Source organism: Oryzomicrobium sp. (assembly GCF_036820405.1).
Taxonomy (GTDB): Bacteria; Pseudomonadota; Gammaproteobacteria; order Burkholderiales; family Rhodocyclaceae; genus Oryzomicrobium.
Genome location: NZ_DAISLS010000001.1, coordinates 98,485 through 120,038, shown reverse-complemented (window position 1 = coordinate 120,038; position 21,554 = coordinate 98,485). Strand labels below are relative to the sequence as shown.

Genomic DNA, 21,554 nt, shown 5'->3' with positions numbered 1-21,554 from the left:
TGCTTACGGAGCGGGGGGACGGCCGCCGCCAGGGCCGCCCTGGCGGCGGTTGCCCCGATTGCCGTTGGCAGGCTTGCCCTTGGGTACGGTGGGCTCGATCACCTCGACCTTGGCGCCATCGCGCAGCCGGTCGGAGCCGTCCACCACTACCTTGTCGCCGGCGGAAAGGCCGTGCTCCACCGCCACCGCCTCGCCGTCCACCGGGCCGAGCTTGACCGGCTTGGGCGTCACCGTGTTGTCGTCGCGGACGAGGAAGACGAAGGTGCCCTGGCTGCCCCGCTGTACCGCCGCGGTGGGCATGAGCAGGGCGTCCGGACGGGTTTCCACCAGCACGCGGATGTTCACGAACTGGTTGGGAAACAGCTCGTCCTTGGCGTTGGCGAACTCGGCCTTGAGCTTGACGGTGCCCGTGGCGGTATCGATCTGGTTGTCCAGGGTGAACAGCCGGCCCGTGGCCAGCAGGTTCTTCTGGGCTCGGTCCCAGGCTTCCACCAGCACCGGGGCGCCGGAATGCAGGGCGGCCTGCACCGCCGGCAGGTTGTCCTCGGGCAGGGCGAACAGCACGTGGATCGGCTGAATCTGGTTGATGATCACCAGGCCGTTGGTATCCGAGGCGTGGACGATGTTGCCCGGGGTCACCTGGCGCAGGCCGATGCGGCCCGACACGGGGGCGGTGATGCGGGTGTACAACAGCTGGAGCTTGGCGCTGGCCACCTGGCCTTCGTCGCTCTTGACCGTGCCCACGTACTGGCGCACCAGGGATTCCTGGGTATCCACCTGCTGCTTGGAAATCGAATCCTGCTCGATCAGGGTCTTGTAGCGCGCCAGGTCTACCCGGGCGTTGGCCAGCAGGGCCTGGTCCTTGGCCAGTTGGCCTTCGGCCTGGGTCAGCTGGACCTGGTAGGGGCGCGGGTCGATCTCGGCGATCAGGTCGCCGGCCTTGACCATCTGCCCCTCCTTGAAGGGCAGCCGGAGCAGTTCGCCATCGACCCGGCTGCGCACCGTGACCGTATTGATCGGCGTCACCGTGCCCAGGGCGGTGAGGAAGACGTGCAACTCACCGCTGCGCACCGCCTTGGCCTGGACCGGCGTGGGGCGTCCCCCCGGTCCGCCGGGCCCACCGGGGCCTCCTGGCCCGCGTCCGCCACCCGGAGCGCCCTGGGCGCTGGCCTTGTCGATACCGGGGGAAGTGCCGTAATGCCAATAGGCGCCGCCGGCGGCCACGGCGACCAGGAGGCCGGCCAGCACCCAGCGGCGCCGGCCTTGGGTGAAGAAATTACGGAACGCGGCACGACGATCGTCGGAGCGGGTCGTCATGGAAACCTCGATGATGGGAAAGTAGGTGGGGCGGACGTATCAGCCGGCTGCAACGGCCCGGCGCGGTGCAGGGCCAACGGTAAGCGAAAGGCGCCATTGTCGGCCAAGTCGCGGCCGAAGGGCAGAGCGCGGAGCGCCCGGGCAACGGCCGCGCCCGTGGGGCGGGGTGATCCGGTACGGGCCGACAGGGGCCGCAGGTCCCCCGGAGAAGGTGGCTGGCGATGGAACGGCTGGCTGGAACGGCGGGGGCGAGCCTGCGGCCGGGTCTGACGCCGCGCTGCAGGACGAAAAATACCGTAAAAGCAGGCCGTGCCAAAGCACTAAAATATTCGATTTACACACCCTTACACTGCTGTCCGCCTTGGTATCCGGGCTGATACGCGACAAAAAGCCGGGGCAGGGGCAAAACAGCGGCCGATTCCTTCTTTTTTGCGATTTATCGTGCCTGGAACGGGGTGTCGGCTGCGGAAATGAATGTGGGCGAGGGATCGCCGCTGCCTTGGCGCTCCAGGCAGGCGAGAAATCCGGCCAACAGAGGGCCCGGGGGGCGGTCGCGCAGGGCCACGGCCAGGGAGATGTGAGCCCCCGGGTCGGCGATCGGCAGGTAGCGCACGTCGGGCATGCGCACGCATTCGAGGGGGGAGGGCAGTACCGTCACCCCGAGGCCGGCCGCCACCAGCCCGATCAGGGTGGTGGCTTCCCGGGCCTCCTGCACCACCTTGGGGGCAAAGCCCGCGGCCCGGCACATCTGGGCCACGGCGCGGTGGATGCCGGTGCCGGCGTCCCGGGGGTAGAAGATGAAGCCCTCGTTGCGCAGGTCGGCCAGGCTCACCTCCGGCGCATCGGCCAGAGGGTGGTGGGCGTTGATCACCAGGCGCAGCGGGTCCCGGCGGATTTCGCGCAGGACCACCCCGGGCGTGTCTTCCCGGGCCAGATGGCGGACGAAGCCCACGTCGAGCCGGTCCTCGGCCAGGGCGATAACCTGGTCGGTGGAAAACATCTCGTGCAGGGTCAGGGTGACGCCGGGGGCCTGCTGTCGGTAATCCCGCAGCAAGCCCGGCAGTACGCTGGTGAACGGCACCGAGTAGGTGAAGCCGATGCGCAGCTCGCCCACCTCGCCCCGGGCGGCGCGGCGTGCCTCCTCGGCGGCGTTGCGGGTGTCGGCGAGAATCTGCCGGGCGTGGGCGAGAAAGCGCTTGCCGGCTTCGGTGAGGGCTACCCGACGGCGGTTGCGCTCGAACAGGGTCACCCCCAGCTCGCTTTCCAGGGCCTGGATCTGTTGGGACAGCGGCGGCTGGCCGATGTGCAGGCGCTCGGCGGCCCGGGTGAAGTGAAGCTCTTCGGCGACGGCGACGAAGTAGCGCAGGTGGCGCAGTTCCATTGATATTTTTAACGTATCAAAACAACCTCAATTATATATTGGACTGTTGTTTTTGCCGGGCCTAGGATGGCCTCCCATTCCACCCAAGCGCCGAACCGCCAAACCGCCGTGCCAGCCGCTTCCGCCCTTACCGCCCCCTCCATGCCCCCCGCTGCCAGCGTTTCACCTGCAACCGCGCCCAAGGCCGAGGCCGAGATCGAATCCACCCGCATCAAGAGCGGCACTCCCGAATTCCGCAAGGTCAGCCGGGCCATGTTCGTCGGCGGCTTTTCGGTGTTCGCCATGCTCCACGGCGCCCAGCCGCTGATGCCCATGTTCTCCCAGGAATTCGATCTGTCGCCGGCTTCCGCCAGCGGCGTGGTGTCGGTGGCCACCGCGGCCCTGGCCTTCGCCCTGATTCCGGCCAGCATCCTGGCCGACCGCCTGGGGCGCAAGCCGATCATGGTCGGCGGCCTGGCCCTGGTGGCTTTGTTCACCCTGATTTCCGCCGCTTCCGAGGGCTTTTCCCAGCTGCTCTTCTGGCGCGCCCTGCAAGGCATGGTCCTGGCCGGGGTGCCGGCGGTGGCCATGGCCTATCTGAGCGAGGAGGTGGAGCCCAATTCCCTGGGCTATTCCATGGGCCTCTACATCGCCGGCAACTCCATGGGTGGTATGAGCGGCCGCCTGGTGGCCTCGGCCCTGGGGGACATGGCCTCGTGGCGCACGGTGATGGTCACCCTGGGCATTTTCGGCCTGTGCGCCTCGGTGATGTTCCTCAAGAGCGTGCCCCGCTCGCGCCATTTCACCCCCACCCCGGGGCCGTGGCGCGACCTGCTCGCCACCCTGCGCCGCGACGCGGCGGCCCACCTGGGCGACCCGGGTCTGCGCTGGCTGTTCGCCCTGGGCTTTTTGATCATGGGTTGCTTCACCAGCACCTACAACTACCTGGCCTACCATCTGGGCGAGGCCCCGTTCAACCTGCGGCCGGCCCTGGCCGGGGCAGTGTTCATGGTCTATCTGGTGGGGCCGGTGGCCGCCACGTGGACCGGCCGGCTGGCCGACCGGCTGGGGCGCCGCCAGGTGATGTGGGCCACCATGCTGCTGATGCTGGCGGGGGTGCTGACCACCCTGGTGTCGCACTTGGCGACCATCGTCCTGGGGGTGGTGCTGCTCACCTTCGGCTTCTTTGCCAGCCACTCGGTGGCGAGCAGTTGGGTGGGGCGCCGCGCCACCCATGCCCGGGGCCTGGCCTCGGCCCTGTATCTGACCTTCTATTACCTGGGCGCCGGGGTGCTGGGCTGGGCCTCGGGCCTGGCCTGGGGGTTCGACGGCTGGTTCGGCGTGGCCGGGGTGCTGGCCCTGTGCCTGCTGGCCGGGGTGGGCATCGCCGTGCATCTACGCCGCATTCCGCCGCCGGCCAACGCCTGACCGGCCGGAAAGCCAATACTGGCGCGGGGTTTCAAAAGCCCCCTCTGGAATGCCGCGCCGTGCAACGATCTTGAATCATGCCGCCCCGAACCCCGCGCCAGTATTGGCTCTCGGGGTGGCGGCTTTTTGCGGCTGCCTCAATCGGGGATCGTTGCACCGGCGGCGCAGCGGCGCACGAAGGTGTGGAAGTGGCGTAGCTGCTTGGCCAGGAAATCCCGGGTCAGCGCGTCGGTGAGCTGGCCGTTGGCGTTCACCTTGGTATGGGCGGCGCCTACCATGGCTTCCGGCGTGTTCATCACCTGGCCGTTGAGAAAGACCAGGATCTGGCGCAGGTGATACTGGGCCCGGGCGCCGCCGAACACGCCCATGGAGGCGCTCTGGATCAGGATCGGCTTGGCCGCCAGGGGCTGGGGCGAAAGCCGCGACAGCCAGTCGATGGCGTTCTTGAGCCCGCCGGGCACCGAGTAGTTGTATTCCGGGGTGACGATCACCAGCCCGTCGGCGGCCCGGATCGCATCCGCCGTGCGCGTCACCACCTCGGGAAAGCCCACCGCCTGGAGATCGGCGTCGTAGATCGGGTAGCCCGCCACCGAGGGCAGGATTTCCAGCGACATCCCCGGCGGTGCCAGCTGCCCGAGGGCCCGGGCCACCGCGGCGTTGTAGGAACCCTGGCGGACGCTGCCCACCAGCACGACCAGCTTCACGGGGATGGCACTCATGGCATTTCCTCGCCCGGGCGGGCTGAACTATGACGAAAGTCAGAGTCCCGGTTACCCGGTAAGTTCGGGGCGACCAGCCCGCTACCCATTCCGAAGGACCATTTCCGGGCCGTATCATGGCGGGGTTCTCGCCGTGCAGCCCCATCGACCATCCTGCTTTACTGGAGCCTTCCCATGTCCCACGCCCCCGCCACGCCCCTGGACCGCTGGCAGCACTGGTGCGACCGGCGCCGCGCCGAACTGTCCAGCCCCGACAGCTGGCTCGGCCTGATCGGCTTGATCTGGCTGGAGCCCGGCGCCAACCGGGTCGGCAGCGCCCCCGGCAGCGCCGTGGCGTTGCCCGAGGGCCCGGCCCACCTGGGCGACCTCGTGTGGGACGGCAGCAGCGCCGCGAGCCTGCTGTGGCGCCCCGCTCCGGGCAGCCCGGCACACATCGAGTCCGGTGCTGAAAGCCACACCGCAGGCGTGGACGGCATCGTCCTGGCCACCGACGCGGCAGGTGCGCCGGACACCGTGGCCGTGGGCGACCTGCGCTTCTTCGTGATCGCCCGGGACGGCAAGCTGGCGGTGCGTCTGCGCGACCTGGGCTGGCAGGCCCACGAACCCTTCGCCGGCCTGGATTATTTTCCCTTCGACCCGGCCTGGCAGGTGGCCGCCGTCTGGGAGCCCCTGGCCCCGCCCCAATCCATGGAGGTGCCCAGCGTCACCGGCGAACTGAAGACTGTCGTGGTTCATGGCCGGGCCGTGTTCGAGCGGGACGGCCAGCGCCACGAGTTGTTGCCCATGGAAGAGGGCGAGGACGGCTATTTCTTCGTCTTCCGCGACCTGGGGGCAGGCCGGGACACCTATGGCGCCGGCCGCTTCCTGCGCACCGCACCGCCTCGGGACGGCCGGCTGGTGCTGGACTTCAACCGGGCCTACAACCCGCCCTGTGCCTTCACCCCCTTCGCCACCTGCCCCCTGCCGCCGCCGGAAAACTGGTTGAAGATCGCCATCTCCGCCGGCGAGAAAAAGTACGCCGGCCACGGCTGATCCGCCGAGGCACCATCGCAGTCCGTCGGAAGCGGTGCCCGCCCATGGAGCGGGCACCGTCATTTCGTGCCTGGGCCTTTGTTGCAGCGTCACGGGCACCTTCCGGCGGCAGCGTTATCGCTACGCCGCCGGAACGCCAGCCGGGCGTCCGGGTCAACCCGGTGTTCCACCCGCTGGACCGGTGGCGCGCCTCTCGGGGTTCCGGCGGTTGCGCCGCGTCCGGCCGAGCTTTTCAACCCGCGCAATGCGCGCACCGAGAGGGGCAACGCGATGGCAACGAAAATCCAAGTGGTGTTCTACAGCATGTACGGCCACATCCACACCATGGCCGAGGCCGTGGCGGCCGGTGCCCGGGAAGTGGCGGATACCGAGGTGACCGTGTGGCGGGTACCCGAGCTGGTGCCCGACGAGGTGTTGGAGAAAAGTGGCGCCAAGGCCCGGCAGGCAGCCTTTGCCCACCTTCCGGTGATTGCACCGGAGCAGCTGGCGGAAGCCGACGCCATCATCTTCGGCACCCCGACCCGCTTCGGCAACATGTGCGCCCAGATGCGCAACTTTCTCGACCAGACCGGCGGCCTGTGGATGAAGGGCGGGCTGATCGGCAAGGTGGGCAGCGTGTTCACCAGCACCGCCACCCAGCACGGCGGGCAGGAATCCACCATCCTCAGCTTTCATACCACCCTGCTGCACCAGGGCATGGTGATCGTCGGCGTGCCCTATTCGGAAGCCCGGCAGATGACCATGGCCGAAATCACCGGCGGCAGCCCCTACGGCAGTTCCACCCTCACCGGCGGCGACGGTTCCCGCCAGCCGAGCGAAAACGAGCTGGCCATCGCCCGCTTCCAGGGCCGCCACGTGGCCCAGATCGCTGCCAAGCTGAAGGGCTGACGGCACTTCATTCGCCGAGTCCGGCGCCGCCCTGGAACCGCCGGCGGTATTCCCCGGGGCGGGTGCCGGTCCATTTGCGGAAGGCCCGGTGGAAGGCGCTGGCCTCGGCGAAGCCCAGTTCCATGGCCACGTCGAGCACGCTGCGCGAGGTGTGGCCGAGCAGGTCCAGGGCCAGGTCGCGGCGCAGTTCGTCCTTGATCGACTGGTAGGACTGGCCTTCGTCCTCCAGATGGCGGCGCAGAGTCGAGGCGGCCATGTTCAGATGCCGGGCCATGCGTTCCAGGTCGGGCCAATCGGCCGGCGCGGTCTGGCGCAGGCGGTGGCGCAGGCGGGCGGTGAGGCTGCGCGGGTTGCGGTACTTCACCAGCAGGTTGGCCGGGGCTTCGCGCAGGAATTCCTTGAGGGTACGTTCGTTCTGCACCACCGGCAGGGTCAGGTAGCGGGCGTCGAAGGCCACCACCGTGGCCGGCCCGCCGTCGCTCAAACTGGGGCCGAAGAACACCCGGTATTCATCCTCGGTGCCCGGCGGCAGGGCATCGCGGAACACCACCGACTGGTAGGGGATGCGCCGGCCCACCAGCCAGCAGGCCAGGCCGAACAGCAGCAGCAGGAAGGTGGCGTGGGCGAAGAAGCGCTGCGGCCCCCGGTGCTGGTGCAGGGTCAATTCGGCCCGGCCGTCGCGCACCTCCAGGGAACCGCCCAGGTCGTCGAGCACCAGGCCGAAGAAGCGCAGGGCCCGGGTCAGGGCCCGGCCCAGGTTGGGAGCGTCCAGGGTGGCGTGGCCGAGCAGGGTGAAGCAGCCGGGCTTCATGCCGTGGGAGTCCATGGCGAAGAATTCGTCGTCAAGCACCCGGGTCAGGCCGTGCCACAGGATGGCGTACTGGCCGGCGGAGACCCGGGCCTGGGGCACGTCGAGCAGGCGCGGGGCAATGCCGGCCTCGGCCAGCAGGGCGTCCACGCCGATCCCCCGCTGCCGGGCCACGAGCAGGGCTTCATTGACGAAATTGACGGCGATGGTGCCCTTTTCGGAAGCGGTGAGGGCGGTGGAAGCGGCGGCGGGCATGGACGGAAACGACGGTGGGAGACAGGTGGGAGCGGGGCAGGGCGGGATGCTGCTTTGCAGTATGGCAAAAACGCTCAGTCATTTTGACCGATTTTGGCATGGAGAGGGGGCCGGGGGCTTTCTAGACTCTGCGTTTTCCGGGCGTCCGTGGGCATCCGGACGTGTTGCCAGAATTTCCAGAATTGCCCGAAGGAGCGAGAGAGACACCATGAGCATTCCCAATTACGCCGACGCCATTGCCAATTTCCGCGTCGAGGACGTGGCCGCCCTGTTCGACGGCGATCTGGAAAAGGGCATCAACGCCTGTTACGAATGCTGTGACCGCCACGTGGCCCCGGGCAAGGTGGCGCTGCAATGGGAAGGCAAGGACGGCGATTCCGCTACCTACACCTTCGCCCAGCTCAAGGAGCTCTCCGCCAAGTTCGCCAACTACCTGGTGAGCCGGGGCGTGAAACCGGGCGACCGAGTGGCCGGGCTGATGCCCCGGGTGCCGGAACTGCTGATGGTCATTCTCGGCACCTGGCGTGCCGGAGCTGTCTATCAACCTCTGTTCACCGCCTTCGGCCCCAAGGCCATCGAATACCGCCTCGACCGCAGCGAAGCCAAGCTGGTGGTGACCGACAGCGTCAACCGCAGCAAGCTCGACGACGTGCACGGCTGCCCGCCGGTGCTCACCGTGGTGCGCAGCAACGCCACCCTGGCTGCCGGCGACGCCGACTTCTGGGCCGAGGTGGACAAGCAATCCACCGAATTCGCCCCGGTCATGCTGCGCGGCGACGACCTGTGCATGATGCTGTTCACCTCCGGCACCACCGGCCTCGCCAAGGGTGTGCCGGTGCCGATCAAGGCCCTGATGGGCCTGGGCCAGTACATGCGCCAGGCGGTGGATCTGCGCCACGGCGACGTCTACTGGAACATCGCCGACCCGGGCTGGGCCTACGGCCTGTACTTCGGCGTCACCGGCCCCCTGCTGCAAGGCCACGCCACCACCTTCTACGACGGCCCGTTCACGGTGGAATCCACCTACCGGATGATCGAGAAGTACAAGATCACCAACCTGGCCGGCGCCCCCACCGCCTACCGCCTGCTGATCGCCGCCGGCGAACAGGCGGCCCTGCCGGTGAAGGGCAAGCTGCGGGTGGTGAGCAGCGCCGGCGAACCCCTCAACCCGGAAGTGATCCGCTGGTTCGAGGAGCACCTGGCCTGCCCGATCTATGACCACTACGGCCAGACCGAAATCGCCATGGTGGTGTGCAACCACCATGCCCTGAAGCACCACGTCCAGCCCGGTTCCGCCGGCTTTGCCCTGCCCGGTTACCGGGTGGCGGTGGTGGCGGAAGAGGGCGGCGAAGCGGTGGAACTGCCCCCGGGCAAGCCCGGCATCCTGGCGGTGGACCGATCCCAATCGCCCCTGTTCTGGTTCCCCGGCTACTGGCAGCAGGACACCAAGTCCTTCGTCGGCCCCTACTACCTGACCGGCGACACCGTGGAACTGAACGACGACGGCAGCATCAGCTTCGTCGGCCGCAGCGACGACATCATCACCTCGTCGGGCTACCGCATCGGCCCCTTCGACGTGGAAAGCTGCCTGATCGAGCACGAGGCGGTGATGGAAACCGCCGTGGTGGGCAAGCCCGACCCGGAGCGCACCGAGCTGGTCAAGGCCTTCGTCATCCTGCGCGACGGCTACAAGGCCAGCCCGGAACTGGCCGAGGAACTACAGATGTACGTCAAGCACCGCCTGGCCGCCCACGCCTATCCGCGGGAAATCGAATTCGTCGCCGAACTGCCCAAGACCCCCAGCGGCAAGATCCAGCGCTTCCTGCTGCGCAAGCAGGAGGCCGAAAAGGTCAATCCGCCGGCCCAGCACTCCTGATTGCCGAATCCCCGGGGACGGCCTAAGGTGGTCCCCGGGGCCCTGTTCCGCCGCGCCCGCCCCATGCGGGCGCGGCACCATGCACAACTCCCAACACTCCACTAAGAAGGACGACTCCATGCAACTCGAAAACAGCGTCTTCATCGTCACCGGCGGTGCTTCCGGCCTGGGTGCCGCCACCGCCCGCATGGTGGTGCAAGCCGGCGGCCGCGCCGTGCTCGCCGACATGAACGCCGAGGCCGGCCAGGCCCTGGCTGCCGAGCTGGGCGCCAACGTCCGCTTCGTGCAGACCGACGTGGCCGACGAAGCCAGCGCCAAGGGGGCCGTGGATGCGGCCGTGGCCGCCTTCGGCAAGGTCGATGGCCTGGTCAACTGTGCCGGCGTGGCCCCCGCCGAGAAGGTGCTGGGCAAGGAAGGCCCCCACCGTCTGGCCAGTTTCGCCAAGGTCATCAACATCAACCTGGTGGGCAGCTTCAACATGATCCGCCTGGCCGCCGAAGCCATGGCCAAGAATGAGCCCAACGGTCAGGGCGAGCGCGGCGTGATCGTCAGCACCGCCTCGGTGGCCGCCTTCGACGGCCAGATCGGCCAGGCCGCCTACGCCGCCTCCAAGGGCGGCATCGTCGCCCTGACCCTGCCTATCGCCCGGGAACTGGCCCGCTCCGGCATCCGCGTCATGACCATTGCCCCGGGCATCATGGAAACCCCGATGCTGCTCGGCATGCCTGCCGAAGTGCAGGACGCTCTGGGCAAGATGGTTCCCTTCCCCTCGCGCCTGGGCAAGCCGGCGGAGTACGCCTCCCTGGTCAAGCACATCGCAGAAAACAGCTACCTGAACGGCGAAGTGATTCGCCTCGATGGTTCCATCCGCATGGCGGCAAAGTAATTTAAACAAGGAATTAGCGATGATTCTTAATCAAGAACATCAGATGATCCGGGACACCATGCGCGCCTTCGCGCAGGAGCGCCTGGCCCCCTTCGCCGCCGAGTGGGACAAGAACCACACCTTCCCCGCTCAGGCCCTCAAGGAGTTGGGCGAGCTGGGTGCCCTGGGCATGGTGGTGCCCGAGGAGTGGGACGGCGCCGGCATGGACTACATGAGCCTGGTGCTGACCCTGGAAGAGATCGCCGCCGGCGACGGCGCCACCTCCACCATCGTCTCGGTGCAGAACTCCCTGGCCTGCGGCATCACCATGAAGTACGGCAGCGATGCCCAGAAGGAAGAGTGGCTCAAGCCTCTGGCCCGGGGTGAAAAGCTCGGCTGCTTCTGCCTGACCGAACCCCACACCGGCTCCGACGCCGCCGCCATCACCACCCGGGCCGACCGGGACGGCGACCATTTCGTGCTCAACGGCGTCAAGCAATTCATCACCACCGGCAAGCACGCCCACATGGCCATCGTCTTCGCCGTCACCGACAAGGCCGCCGGCAAGAAGGGCATCTCCTGCTTCCTGGTGCCCACCGACACCAAGGGCTTCGTCGTCGGCCGCACCGAAGAGAAGATGGGCCAGCACGCTTCCGACACCGTGCAGATCATCTTCGAGGATTGCCGCGTTCCCGCCTCCGCCCTGCTGGGCAAGGAAGGGGAGGGCTACAAGATCGCTCTGTCCAATCTGGAAGCCGGCCGCATCGGCATCGCCGCCCAGTCCATCGGCATGGCCCGGGCCGCCTATGAGGCCGCCGTGCGCTACGCCAAGGAGCGGGTCACCTTCGGCGTGCCGATCATCGAGCACCAGGCGGTGAATTTCCGCCTGGCCGACATGGCCACCCTGCTCGACGCCGCCCGCCTGATGGTGTGGCGTGCCGCCCAACTCAAGGACGCCGGCCAGCCCTGCCTGAAGGAAGCTTCCATGGCCAAGATGTTCGCCTCGGAAGCCGCCGAGAAGATCGCCTCCGACGCCATCCAGATTCACGGCGGGGTTGGCTATACTGCCGACTTCCCGGTGGAACGCATCTATCGGGACGTGCGCATCTGCCAGATCTACGAGGGTGCCAACGACATCCAGCGCCTGGTGATCGGCCGCTCCATCGCCAGCGAATAAGGCTGGGGCCGAGACCGATCGGCAACCACAACAGGATCAACGAGACATGAGTTACGAAAACATTCTGGTCGAGACCCGCGGCAAGGTGGGCCTCATCACCCTCAATCGGCCCAAGCAGCTGAACGCCCTCAACGACGCCCTGATGGACGAAGTGGGTGCCGCCCTGGCCGTGTTCGAAGCCGACGAAGGCATCGGCGCGGTGGTCATCACCGGCTCCGAGAAGGCCTTCGCCGCCGGCGCCGACATCGGCATGATGGCCCAGTTCAGCTACATGGATGCCTACAAGGGCGACTACATCACCCGCAACTGGGAAAAGGTGAAGACCTGCCGCAAGCCGATCATCGCCGCGGTGGCCGGCTTCGCCCTGGGCGGCGGCTGCGAACTGGCGATGACCTGCGACATCATCATCGCCGCCGACACCGCCAAGTTCGGCCAGCCCGAAGTCAAGCTGGGCATCCTGCCCGGCGCCGGCGGCACCCAGCGCCTGCCCCGCGCCGTGTCCAAGGCCAAGGCCATGGACCTGTGCCTGACCGCCCGCATGATGGGCGCCGAGGAAGCCGAGCGCGCCGGCCTGGTGTCCCGCGTGGTCCCCGCCGACAAGCTGCTCGACGAGGCCCTGACCGCGGCCGCCCAGATCGCCGAGTACTCCCTGCCGGTGGTGATGATGATCAAGGAAAGCGTCAACCGCGCCTTCGAATCCGGCCTGGCCGAAGGCCTGCTGTTCGAGCGCCGCGCCTTCCACAGCTGCTTCGCCCTGGACGACCAGAAGGAAGGCATGGCCGCCTTCGTCGAAAAGCGCAAGCCCAGCTTCAAGAACAGCTAATCGCCGTTCTCCGCCGCAACGAAAACCCCCGGTCCAGGCCGGGGGTTTTCGTTTTGTGCTTCGTACTTAGTGTTTCGGGGATCAGAAGCCGATGCGCAGCCCCAGCCGCACCGTGCGCGGCTCCAGAGGGTGGATCAGCCGGCCGTCGATGCCGGTGCCGCCGCCGCAGGCCCCGGCGTTCAGTTCGTTGCGGGTGCAGGCCCCGCCCCAGTACTCGATGTCGTTGGCCTTGCGGTCGAACAGGTTGAGCACGTCCAGGGTCAGCTGGACCCGCCGGTCGAAGCGGTAGCCGAGCCGCAGGTTGGCCATCCAGAACGGGGACGATTTCTCCTGGCCCGTCTCCTCCAGATCGTAGGCCCCCAGGTAGCGCAGGCGCAGGCCGCCGGACCAGGGGCCGCCCTGGTCGTAGCTCAGGGCCACGGATGCGGTGCGCGGAATGGCGTTGGGCACCCGGTCGCCGCCGTTGACCGGCGTCTTGAAGCGGGCCTGGGACAGGGCCAGGTCGGCGTCGAGCAGGAAACCCCGGCCCAGGGCGACGCTGTTCGACCATTCCAGCCCATGGCGGCGCGAGGCGCCCCGGGGCTCGGTGACGCCCTCGTCGCCGACGAACACCAGCTCCGAATCCAGGTCCATGCGCCACACGGCCAGGGTGGATTGCCAGCCCGGCAACAGGGTGGTGCGCACCCCGATCTCGCTGCCCTGGGTGCGCACCATCAGGGGCACCGCGTCCACCGGCGTGCCGTCCTTGGGATTGACCCGGGCCGTGGCGCCCCGGGCGTCGTTGCTGTGGAAGCCCCGGCCCCAGTTGGCGTAGTACTCGGTGCCGGAGAAGGGGCCGAAGGCCACGCCGAGCTTGGGGCTGGTCTGGCGGCCCGTGGCGCTGCCGCCGTTGTCCATGTTGAAGACGCCGGCCAGGGGCGTCACCTCGGCGCGGATCTGGTCGTGGCGCAGGCCCAGGGTGGAACGCAGCCAGGGCAGCCAGGGAGTCTTCAGCGCCGTGTAGAGCGCCGTGGCGGTCTGGCGGATGCGGTCTTCCCGGACAGTATCGGTGCGCTGGCGCAGCACGGTGTCGTAGAGGCCGACGCTGCCGATCTCGTCGCGGCGCAGTTGGCCGCCCAGCACCAGTTCCGAATCCAGCAGCCGGGGGCCGAGGAACCAGCTGCGGCTGGCCTGGCCGCCCCACACGGTGCGCCGGTCGGCCTGCTCGTGCTGGTCGCCCTGGGGGCCGTTGATGAAGCCGGAAGGGCTGCTGAACAGGTTGAGGCCGTAGTCGATGACGTACACGCTGGCCTGGGTGGCGGTGTCCACACCGAACTGGCTGCCGCTGGCGGCCCATTCGCCGGACAGGCTATAGCGGTGGGTGCTGCCGCCGTCCTTGGGCGACAGGGCGCCGTAGCGGCCGATCTCGCCGCTGGCGATGGCCCGTTCCGGCACGTGCTCGGTGGCGGTCCAGCGGGCCTCGTAGGCCAGGGCCGAGATCGAGTAACCGTCCCGGGCGGTGCCGGACGACAGGCGCAGCACGGCGTTGGTGCGGCCCAGGTGCTCGGGCTGCTCCCAGGGACCGTTGTTGCTCGATGCCTCCACGGCACCGAGGAAAGTCAGCCCACCCAAGGGCATGCTGGCGGCGCCCAGGGCGCGCCGGTAGCCGTTCTGGCCGGCGCCCAGCTCGACGAAGTTGGACGGCAGGGCACGCTGATAGTCGATGCGCGCCGAGCCGGTGGCGGAAAAATCGCCGTCCTCCACCGCATAGACTCCCTTGCGGTACTGGATGCCGCTGACCAGCTCGGGAATCAGGAAGTTGAGGTCCATGTAGCCCTGGCCGTGGGCATGGCTGACCATGTTCACCGGCATACCCAGGACGCTGGTGGCAAAGTCGCTGCCGTGGTCCAGGTTGAAGCCGCGCAGAAAGTACTGGTTGGCCTTGCCGTCGCCGGAATGCTGGGTGACGATCAGCCCCGGCACGGCTTCGAGCACCTCGGCCGGGCGCAGCAGAGGCCGGTTGGCCAGTTGTTCGGCGCTGACGCTGCCTTCGCTGGCGGTGTCGGCGATGCCGACCAGGGCCTGCTTGCTGGCCTGGACGGTGACTTCGCCCAGGGTTTCGGCGCCCATGGCCTGGAAGGGCAGGGCGGCCAGCAGCCATGACCAGCGGTTGAGCCGGAGGCGGGTGCGCCCGGCTGTGTGGCGATGCTTCATGAAAGACTCCCGTTCGGCGACCCGGCCGATGACGGAAGCGCGCGGAGGCGAGTGGCGGGCCTTGACCCACCTGCACCTCGACATATCCCTGCGTCGTCGCGCTTTCGTCTGCATCCCCGCAGCCGGTCGCATGGTTCGGCGCCCTTCCCAAGGCGCTCTGGATTGCAGCAGGCCGGTCTCCGGGCTTGCGGGTCTTGAACGATCGCCTTCCCATGGGGCGAGCCTGGCGGAGCATTGCTCCGACAAACCCGATGACCACAGTGGCTGCGCCTTCCGGGGAGGAAGGGGCATGACCGTTCCGCACTCGCTTACCGTTGCGGGGGCAGCCAGGGCTTGGCGGCGAGGAGCTCGCCGCGCACCCTGTTCCCGTTTCACCCGCGTTGCCGCGGGCACCTGCTGGTTTGTTGTTTGCCCGATGGGGTATTTGCTGCGCACTGCGGCGGCAATCGGCGGCCTCGGGCCGGGCCGCCGCGCCGTTTTTCAACGTTTATTGAGACCGATCACTCCGCATCCGCGCAGTCGCCGGGCCCCTGATGGAACACCAGATCGGCCACGGGCCGGCCATCCCGCAGATGCTCGGCGACGATGCGGTCCATGTTTGCGGCGGTAACGTTGTAGTACCAGGTGCCGTCGGGCTGCACGCACATCACCGGGCCGCCCTTGCAGGCGGCGAAGCAATTGACCCGGGAGCGCTTCACCCGCAGATCGCCCTCGGTCAGGCCGGCGGCCTTGAGCTTGTCGCCCAGGCTGTCGAAAAGGGCCTGGCCCTCGCCGTTCTCGGTGCAGCGGGGGCCGGTGCATACCAGCAGGTGGCGCCGGTAGGCCCCGATCTTGGGTTTGACCGCCTCGCTCATGCCTCGGCCTCGGCGCTTTCGGCGACGTCCTCTTCCGGGCCGGCAGCCAGGGCGGAAGCAATGTAGTCCTCGGGCAGACGGTACTCGCGGGCCAGCTCGGCGGCGCTCTTGCCGCTCTCGCGAATGGCTTCCAGCCAGCCGTTGAGGCCGGTGGACAGGGACCGGCCGGCCTTCTCGCCGTCCTTGGTGGCGCGCTCGCCGTCTTCCACCGCGTACTTGTTGGCGTAGCCCCGGGGCGTGACCATCAGGCCGCCGCGGAAGAAGGTGTTGGAGTTGCCGATGAGCACGGTGGACAGCATGCCGATGTCGGCCTCGGCCATCTTTTCCAGGGTGGTGAATTCCAGGCGCTGCTTGGGACGGAAGGCGCTCTTGACGATGGCCACCGGGGTGTTCGGGTCGCGGTGGCGCAGGAAGATGCGCTGGGCTTCCTGAATCTGGCGGGTGCGGCGGCCGCTCTTGGGGTTGTAGAGGGCCACCACGAAGTCGGCGTAGGCCACGGCGTCCAGGCGGCGGGCGATGGTGGGCCAGGGGGTGAGCAGGTCCGAGAGGGAAATGGCGCAGAAATCGTGGGTCAGGGGGGCGCCAACGAGGGCGGCGCAGGTGTTGAGCGCCGAAGCGCCGGGGACGATTTCCACCTCGATGTCGGAATCGGGCGTCCAGCCGGCCTGGAACAGCACCTCGAAGGTGGGGCCGGCCATGCCGTACACGCCGGCGTCGCCGGAGGAGATCAACGCCACCTTCTTGCCCTGCTTGGCCCGGTCCAGGGCTTCGATGGCCCGGTCCAGCTCCTCGGTCATGGACTTCTTGATCACTTCCTTGCCGTCGATCAGGTCAGCCACCAGGCGCACGTAGGTGACGTAGCCGATGATGGTATCGGCTTCGGCGATGGCGGCCCGGGCGCGGCCGGTCATGTGGTCCACGGCGCCGGGGCCCAGGCCCACCAGCATGATCTTGCCGGTCTTGGCCGGGGCGTCGGTGTTGCCGCTTGTTTGAATTTCGCTCATGAAGTCGCTCCTCGGAATTTCAGTGAATGCAGTTGTCGGGCTCAGGGCAGCAGGGCGATGGAGACGGTGGCATTGCGCCCGTCCGGGCCCCGCAGCTTGTGTTTTTCGATCAGCAGCCGGCTCATGTCGGTGCCGGCGGCCAGCAGGGCGGCAGCCTCCGAGACGGAAGGGGTGCCGGTGTATTTGCGTACCGTCTCCGACGGGTTGGGCACGGGCACGGTGGCCAGCACTTCCGGCGGGTAGAAGGCGAGGGTGAGGCCGAAACGCTCGGCAAAACCGAGCAGCCCCACCTCGTCCGCCTTCAAGGTGATGCTGGCGCCCGCCGCCACCTGTTCAGGGGCGAGGCCGGCGGCGGCCAGGGCCTCCTGCACCGCCTGGGCAATGGTGGCTTCCGGGGTGCCCCGGTCGCAGCCAAGGCCCAGGGCCACTTTCCGGCTGGCCTGGTATTCGTCGCTCAAACGCCTTGCTCCACGGGCGGCCGGTAGGTGACCAGGCGGCCCGCCAGGCGGGGCGCCAGTTGCGGCGGCAGGGTACGGTGGCTGATCCACAGCACGGCGGCGACGGCGTCGAGATTCACGTCTTCCAGGCGGCTGAACCGTTTGATGTTGGCGGGCACCGGGCCGCTGCGGCCGTTGGCGTGGCGGGGCCACCAGTCGGGGCTGCCGGCTTCCTGCACCAGGGCCACCGGCTCGTCGTTTACCACGGCGGCGCTGGCTTTCACCACTTCGTCGTGGCTGGCCTCGAAGGTCCAGCCCAGTTCCCGTCCCAGCAGGTCCACGCCCAGGGTCTGGCGGGAATCGGAGGCGGTCGTGAGCACCGGCGTGGCGCCCAGGTTTGCGGCCAGGATGCCGGCCAGGGCGTTGGCGCCGCCCAGGTGGCCGGAGAGCATGGGGATGGCAAAGCGGCCGGCCTCGTCCACCACCACCACGCCCGGGTCCTGTTCCTTGTCCTTGAGGTGGGGGGCGATGAGGCGCACCAGGGCGCCCAGGGAGACGATGGCGACGATGCCGTCGAAGTTGGCGAAAAGGGCGGGAATCTGGTCGCCGGTCTTGCCGCTGTAGCAGGAGGCGACACCGGGAGCAGCGGCTTCCGCCTCGGCCCGGAATTTTTCCGGGGCAAACAGGTGGGCGCCGGGCAGGGCCGCTACCACCTTGCCCGCCAGGGCGATGCCGTGGCGGGTGATGGAGACGACGGCGATTCTCTCGTTGGGGAAGGGGAGGTGTTGGATCATTCTTATTTTGGGGTTGCGGCCGGGTTGGGGAAAGGCGGGCGCTGCATTGGCACATAACGCACGCCGTTGCGCTGCTGCACCCCGGCGGTGGCGGCAAAGCCTAGGCGTTGATAGACCGGTACTGCGTATTCGGAGGAATTGACCGTCACCGGCATGGCCGGATCGAGGTGGGGTTCCAGGGTCTGCCATAGCTGGCGGGCAATGCCCCGGCGATGGGCGGCAGGGGCAACGAACAGGTGGTGCAGGTGGGCCGGCCGGTGCAGAGTCAGCACGCCGAGCAGCTGGCCACCCTTTTGCCCCTGCTCCTCGGCGCACAGGCAGAGGTAGTCCCCATCGGCCAGCAGGCCGGCGATGGCGGCCGGGCTGAAGGTGGAGAGAAAAGGCTGGGCAGCCGGGGCACTGCCGTCGGCGACGAAATAATGGGTCAGGCTGCCGATGAGGGCAGCGATGGCCCCGGCATCCGCTGCGGTGGCCGGGCGGATCGACTCAAGCACTGGCCGCTTCCTTGCGCTTGCGGCAGCCCCGGCGCAGTTCGCCGCGCTGGCGCTTGGGGTTTTGCACCAGCATGAGGGAGAGGTAGTTCACCTTCTCGCCCTTCAAGGAAGCCACGTCGCGCACGATGCGCTCGTCGGGGGAGCCCACCTTTTCGATGAAGCAGCTGGTGGTGAGCAGCTCGCGCCGCTCCAAGAGGTCCAGCACCTCATCCACCAGGGGCTTCACCTTGAGCAGCACCAGGGTGTCGAATTCGTCCAGCAGGTGGTCGATGACCTCCACGCCGTAGGCGGCGGGGATTACCGCCAGGGTTTCGTCTTCCTCGGCCAGGGTAGTGCCGGTGGTGGCAGCCGCAGCAGCAAAGGAGGACACGCCGGGGATGGTTTCCACTTCAACTTCCGGCACCAGCTCCCGCACCACCCGGGCCAGGTGGCCGAAGGTGGCGAAGGTGGAGGCGTCGCCTTCCACCAGGAACACCAAGTCCCGGCCTTCGCCGAGAAGCTCCACGGTGCGGGCAGCGGCCCGGGCCCAGGCCTTGGCCAGGATTTCCGCATCCCGGGTCATGGGGAACACCAGTTCCACCGCGTCGTCGGGCGTTGCCAGCCCGCCCCGGGTGACGATGGACAGGGCGTAGGAGCTTTCCTCGGCCTTCTTCACCGGGTACAGCCAGCGGGCGCCGGAGTTGAGCACGGCCCAAGCGCGGCGGGTGATCAATTCGGGGTCGCCGGGACCAAGGGAGGCGCCGATGAGGCGGCCGTATTTTTTCTCAGTCATCGCTTAATTCTTCTTTGCGGAAACAATCCAGATCGGGTTTTGCGCCGCCATGCGGTGCATGTCGAGGATGGGCTGGCTGCGGCTGGCCTGGAGCTGGGTCACGTCCCAGGCGACGCCGAATTTCTCCACGGCGGCGTTGAGAGCCGTGGTGGCAGTGGCCAGGTTCTCCAGGGTGACGAAGTTCATCACCAGGCGGCCATTGGGCTTGAGGCGGGTGAGGATCAGGTCGATGAGGCCGGCCAGTTCGCCGCCGGAACCGCCGACGAACACCGCATCCGGGTCCGGCCAGGCGTCCAGCCCTTCCGGGGCCTTGCCGTGGCGCAGGGTGTAGTTGGTGGCCTGGAAACGCAGGGCGTTTTCCCAGGCATTGGCGGCGTCGCCCTCGTTCTTTTCGATGGCGTACACGTGGCCGTGGCGGCACAGGCGGCTGGCTTCCAGGCCCACGGAGCCGGAACCGGCGCCGATGTCCCAGACCACGCTGTCGGGTTTCAAGCCCAGCTTGGCCAGGGATAGGGCCCGGGCTTCCAGCTTGGTGATGAGGCCTTTCTCCGGCTGGCGCTGCACGAAGTCCAGATCATCGAAGCCGAAGATGGCGCGGGGGTCGGCAACCCTGCGTTCCACCAGCACCACGTTGGGGTCGGGGAAGGTCATGGCCGCTGCCTGCTCCAGGGTCAGATCGGGGAACAGCTGCTCGTCGGGCAGGGCCAGCTTGGCGGCCACGGAAAGGCGCACTTCGTCATCGTAGCCAGCAGTCCAAAGCGCCCGGGCCAGGCGGGCCGGGTTGTTGTCCGGGCTGGTGAAGGCAGCCACTTTCGGATACTCGGCAATGGCCCGGATCAGCTTGTACAAGCCGTTATCCGGCGTTGCGCCGGCCTGCCATTCCCCGGCGTCGGCATTGTGGCAGGAGGCGATGCGGTAGTCCTGCCAGGGCCGCTGGAAGCGGGCGAAGGCCAGTTGTAGGGTGGACAGTGCCGGCTGCACGGCAACCGCCTCGGCCCCCAGCTTGCCCACCAGGTAGCTGGCCATGCCGTGGCAGAGAGGGTCGCCGGTGGCCAGGACCACGGTGTGCAAGCCGTCGGCCGCCGCGGCCTGAATCCAGCCCGGAACCTGGCCCAGGGCCCCGTCCATGTCGCGCAATGCGGCGCTTTGCGGCAGGTGGGGCTGGACCAGGGCCAGGGTGCGGCCGGCGCCGACGATCAGGCCGGCGGATTGCAGGCCGTGGCGGGCGGCGTCGTTCAGGCCGGCCCAGCCGTCGTCCAGGATGCCAAGGACGGTGCAGATTGGCTTACTCAATTTCGCTCTCTTCGACGCGGACGATCAGCTGGCCGTCGAAATCGCAGACCAGCACGGTGAGTTGGTAGGGGCCAGGGTGGCAGGAACGCAGGCTCTTCATGGCGCGGATCGCCAAGGCCCGGTGGAAGGCCACGGTCAGGCCCAGGCCGGCCAGGCGCTCGGCGGCGAAGCGGGCGGTCTCGGCATTGCGGATTTCCTCCACCAGGTCGGGGGGCGCCCCCACCTCGGTGGCGCAATCCGCCAGCAGATCCCGGTCCACCGCTTCCTTCCAGGCGTGGGTCACGGCCAGGCCCTGGCCCATCTTGGTCAGCTTGCCCACCATGGCGCCGATGTAGACGTGCTGCATCTGGCGCTTGATGGCGGTCTGGAAGGCGGCCTTGACGAAGTCCCCCATCTGCACGAAGCAGGATTCCTCCAGTTGGGGCAGCTGGCGCATGGCGAATTTCTCGGTACGGCCACCGGTGGTGAACACCACGCTGGTCTGGCCCTGGCGCGCCGCCACGTCGATGGCCTGGACCACCGAGGCGCGGAAGGCGGCGGTGGAGTAGGGCCGGACGATGCCGGTGGTGCCGAGGATGGAGATGCCGCCCAGGATGCCCAGGCGGGCATTGAGGGTCTTCTTCGCCATCTCCTCGCCGCCGGGCACCGAGATAGTCACCTCCAGGCTATCGCCGGCATCCAGGATCGGCGCGCCGGCCCGGGCCACGTTGTCGCTGATGTTGCGCCGGGGCACCGGGTTGATGGCCGGCCCGCCCACTTCCAGGCCCAGCCCTTCCTTGGTGACGATGCCGACGCCGGCGCCGCCCTTGAGGATGACCTGGCCGCCACCGCCGGGAATGCGCACCACGTCGGCGGTCATGTGGGCGCCGTGGGTGGCGTCCGGGTCGTCGCCGGCATCCTTGATGCTCACGGCGTGGGCGCGCAGGGGCACGCCTTCGCCTTCGACCCGGCCGTCGTTGATGTTGAAGGGAGTTTCCTGGCCGTTGGGCAGGCGGCAAAAAATCTGGGCCGGCACCTGGCCCTGGACCAGGCCCAGGGTGGCGGCCACCGCCGCCGCCGCCGAATTGGCGCCGGTGGTGAAGCCGCTGCGGTTGCCCCGGTCCCGCCTGGCCGTGCCCTTGCGGACCTTTTCGGCTGGCTTGTCCGCTGCTTTTTCCATCGCTTC

The 21,554-nt window shown here is 68.2% G+C and carries 20 protein-coding genes and 1 riboswitch; of the genes, 7 read left to right on the top strand and 13 right to left on the bottom strand.

Features of this window, described 5'->3' with window-relative positions:
• Window positions 1-3 precede the first annotated feature (3 nt).
• Entirely contained in the window at window positions 4-1,317 is a 1,314-nt protein-coding gene (locus tag V7Z98_RS00550) for an MdtA/MuxA family multidrug efflux RND transporter periplasmic adaptor subunit (RefSeq protein WP_293262940.1), read from the bottom strand.
• A 436-nt stretch (window positions 1,318-1,753) separates the two neighbouring features.
• The gene (locus V7Z98_RS00545; protein ID WP_293262937.1) at window positions 1,754-2,698 is read right to left on the bottom strand and encodes a LysR family transcriptional regulator; all 945 of its coding nucleotides are present in this window, start codon (window positions 2,696-2,698) and stop codon (window positions 1,754-1,756) included.
• 141 nt (window positions 2,699-2,839) lie between these two features.
• Between V7Z98_RS00545 and V7Z98_RS00540 the strand changes: the two genes are divergently transcribed.
• A complete protein-coding gene (locus V7Z98_RS00540) occupies window positions 2,840-4,105 on the top strand; it encodes an MFS transporter (RefSeq protein WP_334156580.1) in 1,266 nt (421 codons plus the stop codon).
• Between the two features lie 137 nt (window positions 4,106-4,242).
• Here V7Z98_RS00540 and V7Z98_RS00535 read toward each other — a convergent pair whose 3' ends face one another.
• Window positions 4,243-4,824, bottom strand: a complete 582-nt coding sequence (locus tag V7Z98_RS00535; protein WP_334156579.1) for an NADPH-dependent FMN reductase — start codon at window positions 4,822-4,824, stop codon at window positions 4,243-4,245.
• Window positions 4,825-4,998: 174 nt separating this feature from the next.
• On the opposite strand from V7Z98_RS00535, the gene V7Z98_RS00530 reads away from it, so the two are divergent.
• On the top strand, window positions 4,999-5,856 hold the full coding sequence (locus V7Z98_RS00530; RefSeq protein ID WP_334156578.1) for a DUF1684 domain-containing protein: 858 nt from the start codon (window positions 4,999-5,001) through the stop codon (window positions 5,854-5,856).
• Window positions 5,857-6,126: 270 nt separating this feature from the next.
• Complete coding sequence (gene wrbA, locus V7Z98_RS00525; RefSeq protein ID WP_293262926.1) at window positions 6,127-6,744, top strand: NAD(P)H:quinone oxidoreductase; 618 nt, start codon at window positions 6,127-6,129, stop codon at window positions 6,742-6,744.
• Window positions 6,745-6,751: 7 nt separating this feature from the next.
• On the opposite strand, the gene V7Z98_RS00520 is transcribed toward wrbA, so the two are convergent.
• Window positions 6,752-7,807 (bottom strand): AraC family transcriptional regulator, encoded by a 1,056-nt coding sequence (locus tag V7Z98_RS00520; RefSeq protein ID WP_293262923.1) that lies wholly within the window; start codon window positions 7,805-7,807, stop codon window positions 6,752-6,754.
• Between the two features lie 208 nt (window positions 7,808-8,015).
• On the opposite strand from V7Z98_RS00520, the gene V7Z98_RS00515 reads away from it, so the two are divergent.
• The 4 genes from V7Z98_RS00515 to V7Z98_RS00500 all read left to right on the top strand — a co-directional run bounded on the left by V7Z98_RS00515 (window position 8,016) and on the right by V7Z98_RS00500 (window position 12,548).
• Entirely contained in the window at window positions 8,016-9,683 is a 1,668-nt protein-coding gene (locus tag V7Z98_RS00515; RefSeq protein WP_334156577.1) for an AMP-binding protein, read from the top strand.
• A gap of 118 nt (window positions 9,684-9,801) precedes the next feature.
• A complete protein-coding gene (locus V7Z98_RS00510) occupies window positions 9,802-10,569 on the top strand; it encodes a 3-hydroxyacyl-CoA dehydrogenase (protein ID WP_334156727.1) in 768 nt (255 codons plus the stop codon).
• Between the two features lie 19 nt (window positions 10,570-10,588).
• A complete protein-coding gene (locus tag V7Z98_RS00505; RefSeq protein ID WP_293262917.1) occupies window positions 10,589-11,725 on the top strand; it encodes an acyl-CoA dehydrogenase in 1,137 nt (378 codons plus the stop codon).
• Window positions 11,726-11,771: 46 nt separating this feature from the next.
• Window positions 11,772-12,548, top strand: a complete 777-nt coding sequence (locus V7Z98_RS00500; RefSeq protein ID WP_293262914.1) for an enoyl-CoA hydratase — start codon at window positions 11,772-11,774, stop codon at window positions 12,546-12,548.
• An 81-nt stretch (window positions 12,549-12,629) separates the two neighbouring features.
• Here the strand turns inward: V7Z98_RS00500 and V7Z98_RS00495 are convergent, their stop codons facing one another.
• The 9 genes from V7Z98_RS00495 to V7Z98_RS00455 all read right to left on the bottom strand — a co-directional run bounded on the left by V7Z98_RS00495 (window position 12,630) and on the right by V7Z98_RS00455 (window position 21,548).
• Window positions 12,630-14,741 (bottom strand): TonB-dependent receptor, encoded by a 2,112-nt coding sequence (locus V7Z98_RS00495; RefSeq protein ID WP_334156576.1) that lies wholly within the window; start codon window positions 14,739-14,741, stop codon window positions 12,630-12,632.
• Between the two features lie 153 nt (window positions 14,742-14,894).
• Window positions 14,895-15,153: riboswitch (cobalamin riboswitch) on the bottom strand.
• Window positions 15,154-15,241: 88 nt separating this feature from the next.
• Window positions 15,242-15,595 (bottom strand): (2Fe-2S) ferredoxin domain-containing protein, encoded by a 354-nt coding sequence (locus V7Z98_RS00490; RefSeq protein ID WP_293262908.1) that lies wholly within the window; start codon window positions 15,593-15,595, stop codon window positions 15,242-15,244.
• Window positions 15,592-16,599 carry a precorrin-3B C(17)-methyltransferase gene (gene cobJ, locus V7Z98_RS00485; RefSeq protein WP_334156575.1) on the bottom strand — a complete coding sequence of 336 codons (1,008 nt, stop codon included), beginning with the start codon at window positions 16,597-16,599 and terminating at the stop codon, window positions 15,592-15,594. The genes V7Z98_RS00490 and cobJ overlap by 4 nt, the downstream gene beginning before the upstream one ends.
• A 41-nt stretch (window positions 16,600-16,640) precedes the next feature.
• Window positions 16,641-17,057: a cobalamin biosynthesis protein gene (locus tag V7Z98_RS00480; protein ID WP_334156574.1), complete on the bottom strand. Its 417-nt coding sequence runs from the start codon at window positions 17,055-17,057 to the stop codon at window positions 16,641-16,643.
• Window positions 17,054-17,830, bottom strand: coding sequence for a cobalamin biosynthesis central domain-containing protein (locus tag V7Z98_RS00475; protein ID WP_334156573.1), 777 nt, complete (start codon window positions 17,828-17,830; stop codon window positions 17,054-17,056). Before V7Z98_RS00475 ends, V7Z98_RS00480 begins: the two co-directional genes overlap by 4 nt.
• A 2-nt stretch (window positions 17,831-17,832) precedes the next feature.
• Window positions 17,833-18,324: a GNAT family N-acetyltransferase gene (locus V7Z98_RS00470; protein ID WP_334156572.1), complete on the bottom strand. Its 492-nt coding sequence runs from the start codon at window positions 18,322-18,324 to the stop codon at window positions 17,833-17,835.
• A complete protein-coding gene (cobI, locus tag V7Z98_RS00465) occupies window positions 18,317-19,096 on the bottom strand; it encodes a precorrin-2 C(20)-methyltransferase (RefSeq protein ID WP_293262893.1) in 780 nt (259 codons plus the stop codon). Before cobI ends, V7Z98_RS00470 begins: the two co-directional genes overlap by 8 nt.
• Before the next feature lie 3 nt (window positions 19,097-19,099).
• Window positions 19,100-20,389 (bottom strand): precorrin-6y C5,15-methyltransferase (decarboxylating) subunit CbiE, encoded by a 1,290-nt coding sequence (gene cbiE, locus V7Z98_RS00460; RefSeq protein ID WP_293262890.1) that lies wholly within the window; start codon window positions 20,387-20,389, stop codon window positions 19,100-19,102.
• Window positions 20,382-21,548 (bottom strand): cobalt-precorrin-5B (C(1))-methyltransferase, encoded by a 1,167-nt coding sequence (locus tag V7Z98_RS00455; protein ID WP_334156726.1) that lies wholly within the window; start codon window positions 21,546-21,548, stop codon window positions 20,382-20,384. Before V7Z98_RS00455 ends, cbiE begins: the two co-directional genes overlap by 8 nt.
• Window positions 21,549-21,554: the final 6 nt, after the last annotated feature.

Bases quoted from the DNA above. Each gene is read 5' to 3' on its own strand.
- wrbA (WP_293262926.1), top strand. From the start codon at position 6,127: ATGGCAACGAAAATCCAAGTGGTGTTCTACAGCATGTACGGCCACATC.
- V7Z98_RS00540 (WP_334156580.1), top strand. From the start codon at position 2,840: ATGCCCCCCGCTGCCAGCGTTTCACCTGCAACCGCGCCCAAGGCCGAG.
- V7Z98_RS00475 (WP_334156573.1), bottom strand. From the start codon at position 17,830: ATGATCCAACACCTCCCCTTCCCCAACGAGAGAATCGCCGTCGTCTCC.
- cobI (WP_293262893.1), bottom strand. From the start codon at position 19,096: ATGACTGAGAAAAAATACGGCCGCCTCATCGGCGCCTCCCTTGGTCCC.
- V7Z98_RS00550 (WP_293262940.1), bottom strand. From the start codon at position 1,317: ATGACGACCCGCTCCGACGATCGTCGTGCCGCGTTCCGTAATTTCTTC.
- V7Z98_RS00535 (WP_334156579.1), bottom strand. From the start codon at position 4,824: ATGAGTGCCATCCCCGTGAAGCTGGTCGTGCTGGTGGGCAGCGTCCGC.
- V7Z98_RS00490 (WP_293262908.1), bottom strand. From the start codon at position 15,595: ATGAGCGAGGCGGTCAAACCCAAGATCGGGGCCTACCGGCGCCACCTG.
- V7Z98_RS00515 (WP_334156577.1), top strand. From the start codon at position 8,016: ATGAGCATTCCCAATTACGCCGACGCCATTGCCAATTTCCGCGTCGAG.
- V7Z98_RS00495 (WP_334156576.1), bottom strand. From the start codon at position 14,741: ATGAAGCATCGCCACACAGCCGGGCGCACCCGCCTCCGGCTCAACCGC.
- V7Z98_RS00455 (WP_334156726.1), bottom strand. From the start codon at position 21,548: ATGGAAAAAGCAGCGGACAAGCCAGCCGAAAAGGTCCGCAAGGGCACG.
- V7Z98_RS00500 (WP_293262914.1), top strand. From the start codon at position 11,772: ATGAGTTACGAAAACATTCTGGTCGAGACCCGCGGCAAGGTGGGCCTC.
- V7Z98_RS00520 (WP_293262923.1), bottom strand. From the start codon at position 7,807: ATGCCCGCCGCCGCTTCCACCGCCCTCACCGCTTCCGAAAAGGGCACC.
- cobJ (WP_334156575.1), bottom strand. From the start codon at position 16,599: ATGAGCGAAATTCAAACAAGCGGCAACACCGACGCCCCGGCCAAGACC.
- V7Z98_RS00530 (WP_334156578.1), top strand. From the start codon at position 4,999: ATGTCCCACGCCCCCGCCACGCCCCTGGACCGCTGGCAGCACTGGTGC.
- V7Z98_RS00545 (WP_293262937.1), bottom strand. From the start codon at position 2,698: ATGGAACTGCGCCACCTGCGCTACTTCGTCGCCGTCGCCGAAGAGCTT.
- V7Z98_RS00505 (WP_293262917.1), top strand. From the start codon at position 10,589: ATGATTCTTAATCAAGAACATCAGATGATCCGGGACACCATGCGCGCC.
- V7Z98_RS00510 (WP_334156727.1), top strand. From the start codon at position 9,802: ATGCAACTCGAAAACAGCGTCTTCATCGTCACCGGCGGTGCTTCCGGC.